This window comes from Kushneria phosphatilytica, assembly GCF_008247605.1.
GTDB lineage: Bacteria > Pseudomonadota > Gammaproteobacteria > Pseudomonadales > Halomonadaceae > Kushneria > Kushneria phosphatilytica.
In genome coordinates this window covers 611,834-625,381 of the sequence record NZ_CP043420.1, presented here as the reverse complement: position 1 = coordinate 625,381, position 13,548 = coordinate 611,834, and the positions used below count along the sequence as shown (strand labels likewise).

General features: G+C 59.5%; 12 protein-coding genes. 5 read left to right on the top strand and 7 right to left on the bottom strand.

Features of this window, described 5'->3' with window-relative positions:
* Window positions 1-107: 107 nt before the first annotated feature.
* From FY550_RS02725 to FY550_RS02715, 3 genes are all read left to right on the top strand, one after another.
* Window positions 108-620: a CinA family protein gene (locus FY550_RS02725; RefSeq protein ID WP_070981486.1), complete on the top strand. Its 513-nt coding sequence runs from the start codon at window positions 108-110 to the stop codon at window positions 618-620.
* Window positions 621-658: 38 nt separating this feature from the next.
* The gene (gene nadE, locus FY550_RS02720) at window positions 659-1,489 is read left to right on the top strand and encodes an ammonia-dependent NAD(+) synthetase (protein WP_070981484.1); all 831 of its coding nucleotides are present in this window, start codon (window positions 659-661) and stop codon (window positions 1,487-1,489) included.
* Window positions 1,490-1,552: 63 nt separating this feature from the next.
* Window positions 1,553-2,599, top strand: coding sequence for a hypothetical protein (locus tag FY550_RS02715; protein WP_084388282.1), 1,047 nt, complete (start codon window positions 1,553-1,555; stop codon window positions 2,597-2,599).
* Between the two features lie 27 nt (window positions 2,600-2,626).
* Here FY550_RS02715 and FY550_RS02710 read toward each other — a convergent pair whose 3' ends face one another.
* From FY550_RS02710 to FY550_RS02700, 3 genes are read right to left on the bottom strand one after another with little or no spacing between them, the layout of a single operon-like run.
* Window positions 2,627-3,481 (bottom strand): SDR family oxidoreductase, encoded by an 855-nt coding sequence (locus FY550_RS02710; protein ID WP_070981482.1) that lies wholly within the window; start codon window positions 3,479-3,481, stop codon window positions 2,627-2,629.
* A complete protein-coding gene (locus tag FY550_RS02705) occupies window positions 3,478-4,074 on the bottom strand; it encodes a cytochrome b (RefSeq protein WP_070981480.1) in 597 nt (198 codons plus the stop codon). Before FY550_RS02705 ends, FY550_RS02710 begins: the two co-directional genes overlap by 4 nt.
* Before the next feature lie 56 nt (window positions 4,075-4,130).
* Window positions 4,131-6,005 carry a sensor domain-containing phosphodiesterase gene (locus FY550_RS02700; RefSeq protein WP_168169370.1) on the bottom strand — a complete coding sequence of 625 codons (1,875 nt, stop codon included), beginning with the start codon at window positions 6,003-6,005 and terminating at the stop codon, window positions 4,131-4,133.
* Between the two features lie 304 nt (window positions 6,006-6,309).
* Between FY550_RS02700 and FY550_RS02695 the strand changes: the two genes are divergently transcribed.
* Together FY550_RS02695 and FY550_RS02690 are read left to right on the top strand one after the other, a co-directional pair.
* Window positions 6,310-7,533 carry an EAL and HDOD domain-containing protein gene (locus tag FY550_RS02695; protein ID WP_070981475.1) on the top strand — a complete coding sequence of 408 codons (1,224 nt, stop codon included), beginning with the start codon at window positions 6,310-6,312 and terminating at the stop codon, window positions 7,531-7,533.
* 103 nt (window positions 7,534-7,636) lie between these two features.
* Complete coding sequence (locus FY550_RS02690) at window positions 7,637-8,668, top strand: acyltransferase family protein (protein WP_070981473.1); 1,032 nt, start codon at window positions 7,637-7,639, stop codon at window positions 8,666-8,668.
* On the opposite strand, the gene FY550_RS02685 is transcribed toward FY550_RS02690, so the two are convergent.
* The 4 genes from FY550_RS02685 to FY550_RS02670 all read right to left on the bottom strand — a co-directional run bounded on the left by FY550_RS02685 (window position 8,646) and on the right by FY550_RS02670 (window position 13,543).
* Window positions 8,646-9,026, bottom strand: coding sequence for an I78 family peptidase inhibitor (locus tag FY550_RS02685; RefSeq protein ID WP_168169369.1), 381 nt, complete (start codon window positions 9,024-9,026; stop codon window positions 8,646-8,648). The two genes, FY550_RS02690 and FY550_RS02685, sit on opposite strands and share 23 nt — an antisense overlap.
* A 72-nt stretch (window positions 9,027-9,098) precedes the next feature.
* Entirely contained in the window at window positions 9,099-10,766 is a 1,668-nt protein-coding gene (locus FY550_RS02680; protein ID WP_070981469.1) for an amidase, read from the bottom strand.
* 177 nt (window positions 10,767-10,943) lie between these two features.
* Complete coding sequence (locus FY550_RS02675) at window positions 10,944-11,261, bottom strand: hypothetical protein (protein WP_149054339.1); 318 nt, start codon at window positions 11,259-11,261, stop codon at window positions 10,944-10,946.
* Entirely contained in the window at window positions 11,261-13,543 is a 2,283-nt protein-coding gene (locus tag FY550_RS02670) for an FdhF/YdeP family oxidoreductase (protein WP_070981464.1), read from the bottom strand. Before FY550_RS02670 ends, FY550_RS02675 begins: the two co-directional genes overlap by 1 nt.
* Window positions 13,544-13,548 lie beyond the last annotated feature (5 nt).

Sequence of the window (13,548 nt, the reverse complement as noted above, 5' to 3'; positions counted from 1 at the left end):
ACAGGCACTTTTCAGAAAGGACCTAACCTGAGTGATGGTCAGGTGCCAGTCCAAACTGTGACAGTGGTTGTTCTGAATCGACAATGACTGTCACGGAGACCGGTTTCATGGATGAACGGGGACTCAATCGTGTCGTGGAATTCATGACCGAGCAGAAGCTGGTCATGGCCACGGCGGAATCCTGCACGGCAGGTCTGATCGTCTCGGAGCTGGTGAGCATCCCGGGTACCGGTCAGTTGCTGGATTCGGGGCTGGTGGTCTACTCGCCCGAAGCCAAGCAGCGCTATCTGGATATCGACGATGCTCTCTTCGAACAATATTCGCTGACCAGTGAGGTCATTGCCCGTGCCATGGCGCAGGGCGCGCTGAACAACACCCATGCGACCGTCACCCTGGCCAACACCGGTGTTGCCGGCCCTTCCGCCGGTGATGATGGCACACCGGTGGGCACGGTCTGTTTCGCCTGGGCTTTCCGCTTCGACTCGGGGGATGTCGTGCTCTCCGAAACCTGCCGTTTCGACGGCGATCGCAATGAAGTGCGCATGGCAGCGGCTCACTACTCGCTCAACCGGATCAGTCACTACCATCAGCAGGCCAGCCAGTCGACACAGGCCTCCTGATCGTCCGATACATTTCTGCTGGAAGGGAGTTTTCAGCCATGAGCACCGCAACCACCTCGCAGCAATCACGCATTATTGAAGCACTCGGTGTTGAAAGCGATTTCGACGCCGATCAGGCGATCGAACGGCGCATCGATTTTCTCTGTCGTGAGCTGGTCGACAACAACCTGCATGCCCTGGTCCTGGGGATCAGCGGGGGGCTGGATTCATCAACCGCCGGACGCCTGTGTCAGCGCGCCGTGGAGCGACTGCGCGAGCAGGATTACAACGCCACCTTTTACGCTCTGCGCCTACCCTATGGCGAGCAGGCCGACGAAAGTGATGCCCAGCATGCGCTGAAATTCATTCAGCCTGACCGTGAACTGGGTATCAATATCAAACCCACCAGCGATGCTCATCTCGATGCGCTCAAGGAAGGCGGTCTGACGTTTAGCGACGAGTATCAACAGGATTTCGTACTCGGCAATATCAAGGCACGTGAGCGCATGATCGCCCAGTACGCCGTTGCAGGCACCCATGGCGGCCTGGTAGTGGGCACCGATCATCCTGCCGAAGCAGTGATGGGCTTTTTCACCAAATTCGGCGACGGTGCCTGCGATATTACGCCGTTGGGCGGTCTCAACAAGCGCAGAATTCGCGCCATGGCCGACGCGCTGGGCGCCGATGAGTCGATTTCGGGCAAGACGCCGACCGCTGATCTGGAATCGCTGACCCCTCAGCGCTCCGATGAAGATGCCTTCGGCATTCGTTACGACGATATCGATGACTATCTGGAAGGCAAGCCGGTCAGCGATCACGTTGAACGCACCATTGTCGAGGCGTATCGCAAGACGTCGCACAAGCGCGAACTGCCACGCGACCCCGCGTGACCGCAAAGCTTGACGCCGGGGTCATAAGCCTCTGAGATATCTTCATATATCAAGGAGGCTGACATGACCGACCCATCGGACGACACCCATCACGACACGCCGGGCAGATGGCAGACCCAGCGGGCCGATCGGTCACTGCCCCGCTGGCGCGAGTTGCTGTACATCAGTTGGGATTGCGCCATTGTCGCACTGGTGTCGCTGAGCCTGGCACTGATCCTGTTCGATACCCTCTATGCGCTGACACCCCTGCCGGCGCTGCTGAACGCCATCTCACCCGACCTTCGGGAAGCCGGTGGATGGCTGCATCGTCATTTCACGACCATCGATCTCTGGTTCGTGGCCATTCTGGCCTTCGATGTGCTGGCCGGCTGGATATTGGCCATTGTCGAGCGTCGTTATCACCGCTGGTTCTTCTACCCTTTCGTACACTGGTATGACGTGCTGGGTTGCCTGCCCGTGAGCGGCCTTCGCGTGCTGCGTATCCTGCGTGTCATCGGACTGGTCATACGTTTGCAGCGCATGGGTATTGTCGATGTCACGCGCTGGCGCCTGTTTCTCTTTTTCAATCACTACTACCAGATTCTGCTCGAAGAGCTCTCCGATCGTGTGGCCCTCAAGCTGCTCGATAACCTGCAGGAAGAGATCCGAGACAGCAATCGACTGCCCGAACGGGTGGTCGAACGCGTATTGCGCCCACGTAAACAGCAGTTGATCGATGATATTGCTCACCGGGTCAATACCCTGGTCAGCGAAGGTTACGGCCATAACCGCGACCATGTTGAGACCTGGATTACCGGTCTGATTCACCGCGCTGTCACTGAAAATCCGAGCATGAGAAGGCTCTCGCGCATGCCGATGGGCGCCGGTGTGGTCGAAGCACTCGACGAGACGCTGGCTGATGTCGTGACCCGCCTGATCCGCGAGGCGGTAATCGGCATGCGTTCTCCCGAGTTTACCGCCCTGGCAGGTGAACTGGCCGACAGCGGTTTCGATGTCATGACTCGGGTCGGCCGCGAAGAGAGTCATTCGCTGGAGGAGGCGATGATCGAAGTACTGGAGATCGTCAAGGAAGAGGTTGCCACCCAGCGCTGGAAAGAGCGGACCGATTGACGCCGCCGGCATCCCCAGGGACAAGGCTCAGCGGCGTTCGTGCAGCCCGAAATATCGGATCAGCACCCGTTCTCGCAACCCTTCGGGCAGCCACTGCGCCGCCAGCGCCACGGCAATACCGCCCTGCCCGGCACGAATCAGGCGCGGGCGCCGTTGACGCTCCAGCGCGTTTGTCACTCGTCGGGCCAGTTTATCTGCCGGCGCAGGACGCAACCGTTCGGAGGAAATGGCACGTTGATCGATCGCTTCCTGCCAGGGTTGCCAGGGAGAGTCCGGTGCCAGACAGGCATGATAATCGGACAGCGCCCGCTGTCCGAAATTTGACGCCACGGCGCCTGGGCGCACCAGGATGACATCAATACCGAAGGGGTCGAGCTCCATGCGCATCGCTTCGGTCAACCGGTGAAGGGCGGCCTTGGAGGCACAATAGGCACCGGCAAAGGGCGAAGAGAGCAAACCTGCCACACTGCCCACATTGATCACACTACCCCCTCGATCACGCAGCAGGGGCAGACAGGCCCGGGTCAGCGCTACGGGGGCCAGCACGTTGGTTTCGAACTGATGCCGCAAGCGATCACGGTCAAAATCCAGCACCGGCCCCATGGCGCCGTAGCCGGCATTGTTGACCAATACATCAAGCCCTCCGGCCTGTGCCTGCAGGGTTGCTACAGCGGCAACGATCGCCTCGTCATCATTGACGTCAAGCGCAATGGGCGTCCAACCGGCCTCTTCCAACTGTGCCAGGTCTTCCTCGCGCCGTGCGGCAGCAAACACCCGATAGCCCGCTGAGGCAAAAGCGCTGCACAGCGCCCGACCGATACCACTGGAGGAGCCGGTGATCAATACGGTGCGTCGTCCTGAGGTCTCTGCGGTGGCACTCATTGGCGGGGCTCCTTCAACGATGCTGTATCGGCGGCCTCACTCTGGGGTGGCGGGCCGATCATTCGTCGCAGCGTAGCATCACGGCGGATCAGCAGATGCCAGACCAGCGCCATCAGTATATGGCCGATCACCAGCACCACCAGACTCCAGCCCAGCCAGACATGCCACTGTGCAGCCAGCGCTGCTGTCGTCGCATGCGACTCGCCAGCGGAAAAAAGCGGCACGTGCCAGGGCGCAAACGCCTGTCCGCTGGCCCAGGTCATCAGCAACCCAAGGGCCGGCACCAACAGCATCAGCGCGTAAAGCAGCAAATGAGAAAAACCGGCCAGCAGCATCAGCCCCGCATCATGCCGGGGCCGACGCGACAGATTGTACAGCCCCCACAGGGCCCGCAGCATCAACAGGACCATCAGCGCACTGCCCAGTGAGCGGTGAGTCGAATTCATGACCTGCACCCAGGGCTCTGCCCCCACCAGCCATTGTGCGACTCGGCCACCCAACTGCCACAGCAATAACGCGCCCGTCACCCAGTGCAGCCAACGACTGATTCGACCATAGTGAGTCCGCGTGTCACGCCAGCTCATTGTTGTCATCAATGCTCCCTGTGCCATCGCAAGTGGATCAGCTCACCGGCTCACCATTCTCCCGATTATTTCTCACTCGGGTCAGCGTGTAACGACGCCGACATGGCCAGCTTCGGCGGCGACAACAGCGCCGGCCATTCGAGCCAGTCGGATACGGTATCTGCCGCAGAGGGAGGTGCCAACAGAAAGCCCTGTACCGCATGACAGCCATGGGCACGCAGAATCAGATACTGACCGAGTGTTTCCACCCCCTCGGCCACGATGGTAAGCCCCGCATTATGGCCGATTTCGATGATCGACCGCACCAGTGCCGCTGCCTGAACATCCTCGACAATGCTCTGGATGAAAGCTCGATCAATCTTGAGCACATCAACCGGCATTCGATTGAGATAAGCAAGCGCCGAGTAGCCGGTACCAAAGTCATCAAGCGCAAAGCGCACACCCAGAGCGGCAAGCTGACGCATGTTGGCAACGACGCCATGAAAGTCGTTGATCACGACATGCTCGAGAATTTCAAACTCCAGCAGTTCGCCGGCAATACCCTGTTGCTGAAGTTCATCGGCAAGCCAGCCGGCGAAGGCATCGTAGCGCAACTGATCAGGCAACAGGTTGATCGAGACAGGGACCAACTGACGTCCGGCATCACGCCATTGCACCAGTTGCCGGATCACCCGCCGCACCACCCACATATCCAGATCGCGGCTCAGCCCCGCCTCATTGGCAATATCCAGTATTTCCAGAGGAGACACATGACCGAGCTGATCGTCCTGCCAGCGTAGCAGGGCTTCCAGACCTGACAGACGGTGAGGCACGAGATCAAGCCGGGGCTGGTAATACATGGTCAGCCCATCGTTCTCGAACAAGCGTGGCAATCGCTGCCGAATGGTGCGGCGTCGATGCAGGGAAGGCAGCCAGTGGGCCGCATCAAGATACTGCAAACCATCCGTGGGCCAGGGGTATTGCCGATCCAGATAGTGCAGTACGGGCAACAGCTCACGGCCTGCCGTGATGCCCTGTGGCACGGGGACCGTCCAGAGGCGCAGCCGTGGCGTGATAGTGTGGTCTGCCACCTGACAGGGCTCGGCCAGCAGCTTCCGGACCCCGGCAATCAGCACCTCATCAGGGGGTGAGCCAATCAGCGCCACCAGTCGATTGGGCTGTGCCCGTGCAATGCTGAGCTGTCTGCCGGCCAGTGCCACATGCAGCCGATCATGCACCATGATCAACAGCTCATTTTCCACTTCGGCGTTGTAACGCAGATTGAGCGCATGCCAGTCGTGCAGCTCGACGCTGAGCAGCCAGCCGGCAGCAGGGGTAACCGGACGCTCATGAATGAACTCATCCAGCAGATCGCTCATCCCCTGGCGGGTCATGCAGTGCAGCAACGGGTCCCGATTGGCCCGGATTTGTGCGCCGCTGCGCTCGCGCGAGGAGACATCGCTGAAACGCATCTCGCTTTCTGCCAGGCGCGCCAGGTCCAGCAGGATCGTGCGTTGGCGCTCGGTCAACTCACGCGGGCGATTGTCCATGATGCAGAGTGTCCCCAGCGGTTCACCCTCTTCGGAGCGCAGCACGGCGCCAGCATAAAAACGCACGAACGGCGGTTTGGTGACCAGTGAAAGAGACGCAAAACGGGCATCGCCTCGAGCATCGTCGACCACCAGCATTTCCGGTTCACGGAGGGACTGAACGCAAAAGGATGCTTCCTCTCGCGGAATACTCTCAAACGCTATACCTCGACGCGACTTGAACCAGATGCGTTGATCGTCGATCAGCGTGATCAATGCTATCGAAACGTCAAAGATACTGCCTGCCAGCCGGATCAGCCGATCAAACCGCTTCTCGGGCGGCGTATCCAGCAGCGCCAGTTGCCGCACGGCCTTCAGACGCCGCGCTTCCTGACCTTCTTCACGCCTGTCGGTTCCGGGCTCTGCGTTCATGATTTCCTCGGGCGGCCCCCCCATGAGCGCGCGATCCGATTTGCTCTACCGTTCTGCCACATGATACAGCCCCGGCACATACCCGCTATTATCGGCCACCAGCAACAGTAATTGATCATTGACCGCGGCTTCATGTCGCGCGGCGGCCTCTCATTTTGCCGATACGTCCATCGGGAACTTCTCACCCGCGAAACAGACCTCATCCGATCGTAAAGCCGTTACGCTATGCTGCGCAGCAGTATAGGATGCAGACATGACACCAATCCCGCGTATCTCGATCCGCCCAGGACCAGGAAGGGAGGTCATGACCGACACCATTCGCCGGGGCGTGCTTTATGCCCGCCAGCCCATCTACGATCGCAGGCTCGAACTGGCCGGATTCGAACTACTGTTTCGCCCGGTAGACAGCTCCGCCCCGGCACTTGCAGAACTCGATGGCGATCGCGCGACCAGCCAGGTACTGCTCAATGCCTTCACAGCCACCGATATCGGTGAAGTTTGTGAAGGCCGGCCGGCTTTTGTGAACTTCACTGCCGACACCCTCTGCCATCACATCCCATTTGATCCGGCGACCATTGTGATCGAAGTACTGGAAACCGTGGTTCCCAGTGCTTCCACCATTGCCGCCCTGCAAGCACTGCATCGACATGGTTATACCATCGCGCTGGATGACTATGTACTCACCGACAGCAGTCATCCATTTTTGCCCTGGGCGGATATCGTCAAACTCGAGTATCCCGCCTATGACGCCGATACGCTGGAAGCCACCGTGGCGCGTCTGCATCGCTATAATCCCCGGCTGCGGGTGCTGGCTGAAAAGATAGAGCGTCACCAGGATTTCCAGTATTGCCGCGATATCGGCTGTGATCTCTTTCAGGGCTATTTCCTGGCGCGTCCCGAACCGGTTCATGGTGACATCATGCCGATCAACCGGATCAGCGCCCTGACTGTACTGGCGGAACTCAATCGCCCGCAGCTGGGGCTCCATGAGATGACACATCTGATCCGCAATGATCCCTTCCTGAGCCTGCGTTTGCTGCGCCTGGCCCGCTCGGCGCTTCATCAACGAGGACGCCCTGTCACGTCCCTGGAGAGCGCCGTTCTGTCACTCGGTTTGCAGCGCATCCGGGGGTTGGCCAGTCTGCTGGTACTGTCACGACTTGATGACAAGCCACACGCCTTGCAGCGTCTTGCCATTCTTCGCGGTCATTTCTGTCAACAGCTTGCCGAGCACGTTCCCGGTGTCGCCAGAATGGGGTTTACCGTCGGTCTTTTTTCCTGCCTCGATGGCCTGTTCGACCAGCCCTTGAGCGATATCGTCGATCAGGTACCACTGCATGAAGATATCCGCATGGCGCTACTGGAGGGGCGAGGGCCACTGGGTCTGATTCTGGAGACGGCGATACATTTCGAGCAGGACCGCTGGTCCAGGATCGACTGGCAGGCACTTGATGCCCTCAAGCTCAATACCATCGCCGTCGCCAATGCCTATGATCGCGCCATTACGCTACTGAATCACGAGCTCTGACACGCATCATCTGCGTAATTTTTTGTATTCGCGGCGATAGAAAACGGCGTTTCCCTGTCTCTGCCCATGGCAGATTCGACCAAACGCAACAGGAAAACGTCCTATGCTCATCTCGGTTCAGGCGCTACGGGCACTGGCGGCGTGGGTGGTGGTCTTTCATCACGTCATGCAGGTCTTTTTTGATTTCGATACCGATACCTGGCTGGGCCACATGCTCTCGACCCGTGGCCAGATGGGGGTGGATATCTTTTTCATCATCAGTGGCTTCGTCATCTACATCACGACCCGGGATCGCAACATTGGCAGTGCCCGGTTTCTGTGGAACCGAGTAGCACGCGTGGCACCCGCCTACTGGCTGTGCACGCTGATCACGGCGCTGATGATCTGGCTGGGTCATGGACTGATGCCGGTCTATGGTGTCGACTGGCAGTCCTTGTTGATGTCACTGGCCTTCATCCCTCACGAAAATCCTGGCGACTTCGGCTACTATCCCGTGTTGCCGGTCGGCTGGACACTCAATTTCGAGATGCTGTTCTACAGTCTGTTTGCCCTGGCCTGCACTCTGCCCTCACGCTTTCGCGCGGTTACCGTTACCCTGCTGGTCGTCGTGGTCAGCCCGGTGCTGGCACTCAATACGCCGCTGAGCAGTTTCTATGCCAATCCAGTGATCTATGAGTTTCTGCTGGGAATCGGTGTGGGCATTCTCTATAGCCGGGGCTGGCTGAATCCGACCGGGCGCTGCTGGCCCGCCCTGCTGGTCGCCCTGGGCGCCTTTGCATTCATGCTCTTTTTTCCCGATCGTCATCCCTGGCGCCTGCTGGTATGGGGGCTACCAGCGGCACTGCTGGTTGCAGCACTGATCTGCACGGAGCCTTTGTTCAAGGGGCATTACTGGCTCAAGCGGTTGGGCGACCAATCCTACTCGGTCTATCTGATTCATATCATCATATTATGGACCGGACATCGTGTGCTCTATGAACACTACGGCTGGGACCTGTTCGCCACCCTCATCCCCTGTATGGCCCTGATTGTGCTGCTTTCCTGGGCGAGTTTCGAATGGATCGAGACCCGCCTCTCGCACTGGCTGAAACAACTGGCCGGCGCCTCGGGGTTCAGCCGCAGTCAAACTCGCTGATCTGCTGATTTTCATCAACACGAATATCGAGACGCTGCGCATTGAAGTCCATGGTGACCATCGTATCGGGCCCAAGCACCCGATACTGTTCGGCACCAGAGCGGTTCACGATCTGCCGCCTTACGCCGGGCTCCAGTGTGCGACCGATCAGGTCCTGCAACCGATCGGCACCGCATGTCGATTTGTCCGCATGATGAGGAAGAGCTGTCGTCTTCGATGGCGCAGCCTCGTTCTGCTGCGTCGATGAATCACTGCCTCCCCCGAACCAGCTGCAGCCCGCCACGAAGGTGACGGCGCTCAAGGCACACAGGCGCCCCGGTCGCGAACCGCCGATAATGCGAGCCAAATGACCGAGCATGATGGTCTCCCTGAGATTGATACGCCACTTCGAGCGGGCATTCTGCCCCGGCATACCGGCCACGGCAATCGTTCAGGGCGACTTCATCAGTGCCGGTGTCGCAGCAGCCACCGGCAGTGTTGGTAACCGCTGCTGCAACGCACCTGCCAATCTGAACAGCGTGTCTTCATCGAAGTCACGACCGAGCAGTGAAACGCCGACCGGTATGCGTTGATCCAGCGCCCCCATCGGTAGAGTGATCTCGGGAAAACCGGTCGCGGTGGCAATATATCCCAGCGCAAAGGGATGATCGGTGTCACAGGTATAAGCACTGACTGACACGCCTTCGCGGGGAGGTGCCGAGCACGCCTCGGTTGGAAAGATCAATGCATCCAGCGACTGATGCTGCATGAAATCACGCAGCTTGCGACGCAATGTCGGCATATGGTGGGTCAGCACATCCAGATAGCGTGGCGATCCTGCCATGCTCTCTTTCAATCGCTCTTTCATCCCCCGAATGCGCTTGACGGAAATGGGCAACTCATCCGATGAACCCAGTGCACTATGGTCGTTTCTACGCCGGTTGATCTGCTCACAGCGCGCCAGCAACTGCCTGAGACTGTGCGGCTGATCACTGTCGAACTGACGCAGATAACGCTCGAGTTGAGGTTCGAACTCGGCTTCATGAACGGGCGCAATCACACCCGGCCAGAGATCGTAGTAGGACTGGCTCAGACGCACGTCCACCAGTTGCGCACCAGCAGCTTTCAATGTCTTCAGAGTTTGATCAAAGCGTGCTTCGATGGCCGGATCACCCGACTCGCGCTGTCGAATCACCCCGATTCGGGCCTCGGCCAGTCGGTCTTCGGAGATGGCGCTGCCATAGTGCTGGCTGAACCGGGGAGGATGGCGACCATTAATGGCAGTGGCATCGTCTTTCCGATCAACGCCGCTCATGACTGCCAGTACCCAGGCAGCCCCCGTGACACTACGAGTCAGTGGTGCCGGCGTATCGAAGGAAAGGGCCAGGGGGATAATGCCATCCCGGGAGACGCGACCCAGCGTCGGACGGATCGCGACGACGCCGGCAGCATGCGCAGGACCACGAATTGATCCCTCGGTATCGGTGCCGATCGCAAAGGCCGCGAAATTGGCAGCCACGGCTGCGGCCGGACCGCTGCTGGAGCCGAGCACACTGAAGTCGGTGTTACGAGGGTTACGGGTAACGCCACCGAGAGAACTGTAACCAGGCTGACCATAACTGGTGGCGAATTCAGTCATGTTGGCCTTGCCCAGCAGGATGCCCCCCGCCCGGCGCAAGCGCCTGACCAGTGACGCACTGTCTTGCGGCATGGCCGAATCAAGCGCCATCGAACCGCCGGTGGTGGGGTAGCCGGACACATCGATATTGTCCTTGACCACGAACGGAATACCATACAGCGGCCCGTGATCACCTGTCTGACGATGCGCATCGAGTCGCCGGGCACGTTCAAGCGCCTGCTGTTCATGCTGGTGCAGCATGGCATTGATCAGCGGCCCTCGATCATCGTAGGCATGGATGCGTCGCTGATAGAAGCGGACCAGCTCAACCGAAGTAATGGCACCTCGATCCAGCGCCGCCTTCAACTCGGGCAGTGTGGCATCCAGTGGATCGAAGCCCGTTCCGACTGATACCGGTTCGTTTGATACTGCGCGAGCAGCCACCAGCATCACGAGCACGCTCGCCAGCAGTGCCCTTCGGAACGCCTGCGCCAGTCGCATACGACCCTCCCCCGGGGTGATGCGTCGGTGTATGTACCAGAATCCCTGTCGCAGATGTCACGATGATGATTTGCGTTATATCGTGCTATTACCCTCCAGGATAACGAAAGGCCCCCCGCCATGCCAACTGACGGAGGGCCCTGAGAGTCAGGCAATGCCGCAATCGGCACAGCAGCATCAGATCATGAGTAATGCCTTCATCAAATCGGGTAGCCGGGATTGCAGTACAAGCGCCGGACTGCGACCGCTACGGGGCGTCGTACTCAACCATCCCTGAGCCTCCAGTACCGCCGCACTGCGACGGACCAGAGCATGCTCGATATCGAAACGACGCGACAATCGACCCGTATCCACACTTGAACGGCGCGTGTCAGACATGGTCTCGTTTTCAGCTTCGATAACCGCCGCCAGCAATACCGCGTCCAGCGGCTGCAACGACGGCCGGGCATCCAGAATCCGACCGACCAGTGCCTCGAAGGCATCCTCATCCGCCATCAGGCCAGCCGTACGCTCTTTTCGAGCCGAATCGCGACCGACTTGGAGGTCGGCGTATTGCTCTTGAGTCCGACGCTATCCAGCGGAATCAGCGGGTTGGTCTCGGGATAATAGGCCGCCGCACAGCCTGCCGGCGTATCGTACTCCACCACCCGGAACCCATTGGCACGCCGTTCGCGTCCATCCGCTGAATCACCGATCAGATCGACCCAGTCGTTCTTCGCCACCCCCAGACGAGCCATGTCGGCACTGCTCAAAAAGATCACCCGGCGCGTGCCCTCGACACCACGATAGCGGTCGTTATAGCCATAGACCGTGGTGTTGTACTGGTCGTGACTGCGCAGCGTCTGCAGCGTGATCCAGCCTTCCCGATCACGCAGCTGCTGGTGCATCACCATCTCCGGCAAGGCCGCATCCGAGAATTCGGCGCGCCCGCTGGGCGTGGGAAACTCCCGACGTGCCCCAGGATTACCCAGCCAGAATCCACGCGGCTGGCGTACCCGGTTGTTGAAATCGGCAAAGCCCGGAATGACGGCAGCGATCTGGTCGCGAATACGATCATAATCCTCGGCCAGTGCCAGCCAGTCGACGACCTCACTGCCCAGGGCGCGATGAGCGATATTGGTCAGAATGGTGATTTCCGGACGCAGATCCGGAGACGCCGGCTCATGAATGCCGGCCGAGCCGTGTACCATGCTCATCGAGTCTTCAACCGTGATCAGCTGCGGCTGTCCATCGGCGCGACGATCGACCTCAACCCGGCCCACACAGGGCAGAATCAGCGCATCGCGGCCAGTCACCAAATGGCTGCGATTGAGTTTGGTACTGATATGTACGGTCAGATTGCAGCTGGAAAGGGCCTCTTCGCAGACCTCGGAATCTGACGTCGCGCGGGCAAAATTGCCACCCAGACCAATGAAGACCTTCGCCTTGCCATCACGCATGGCGCGAATGGCATTCACGGTATCGACACCGTGCTCACGCGGCATCGGCACCCCATAGTAGGCCTCCAGCGCATCCAGCAGTGCCGGCTTGGGGCGCTCGAAGATGCCCATGGTGCGATCGCCCTGCACGTTGGAGTGACCACGTACCGGACAGGTACCCGCACCGGGCTTGCCGATATTGCCACGCATCAGCAGGAAGTTGACGATCTCGCGGATCATCACCACCGAATGCTGATGCTGGGTAATGCCCATGGCCCAGCAGCAGATGGTGGCATTGGAACGGATGTAGACCTCGGCTGCCTGGGTGATTTCTTCCCGAGTCAATCCGGACTGATCCTCGATCGCCTCCCAGGAAGTCGTTTCAACCGCTCGCTGCCAGGCATCGAAGCCATTGGTGTACTGCGCAATGAAATCATGATCGATGACATTGCCGTCACGGGCTTCGCGTTCGAATACCACTTTGGCCATGCCACGGATCGCGGCCATGTCCCCACCCAGATGCGGGCGGAAATAAAGCGAACTGATGCGATGGCTGCCGCCGCGCAGCATTTCGAGCTTCTTCTGCGGATCGGCGAAGCGTTCCAGTCCGCGCTCACGCAGGGTATTGAAGGCGACGATCTCGCAGCCACGCTCTGACGCCTCGCGCAGCGTTCCCAGCATGCGTGGATGGTTGGTGCCCGGGTTCTGCCCGAAGGTAAAAATGGCTTCAGCCTTTTCGAAATCCTCCAGCAGCACACTGCCCTTGCCAATGCCCAGCGATTCACCCAACGCAGTGCCACTGGCCTCATGACACATGTTGGAACAATCCGGCAGATTGTTGGTGCCATACAGCCGCGCCAGCAGCTGAAAAACGTAGGCAGACTCGTTGGCGGCCTTGCCGGATGTGTAGAACAGAGCCTGATCGGGATGATCGAGCGCCTTCAGATGTTCGGCCACCAGCTCGTAGGCCGCGTCCCAGCTGATTGGTTCGTAGTGCCCGGTATCGCCGTTGTAGCGCATCGGAGAAGTCAGCCGGCCCTGATCCTCGAGCCGGTAGTCATCCCAGGTTTTCATCTCGGCGACGCTGTAGCGCTCGAAGAACTTCGGTGTCACCCGCTTGGCCGTGGTCTCCCAGGTGACGGCCTTGACGCCGTTTTCGCAGAACTCGAATGATGACCCATGCTCGGGATCTCCCCAGGCACAGCCTGGGCAGTCAAAGCCGTCGGGCTGGTTCATCTTCAGCAGCGAGCGCACATTGGCAAGCGGTGCCTGGCTGTGCCGGATATGCTGGCTGACCGCACGTAGCGCGCCCCAGCCGGCGGCCGGATGGGTATATTGAAAAATGCGTTCCCTGGACATGTCAC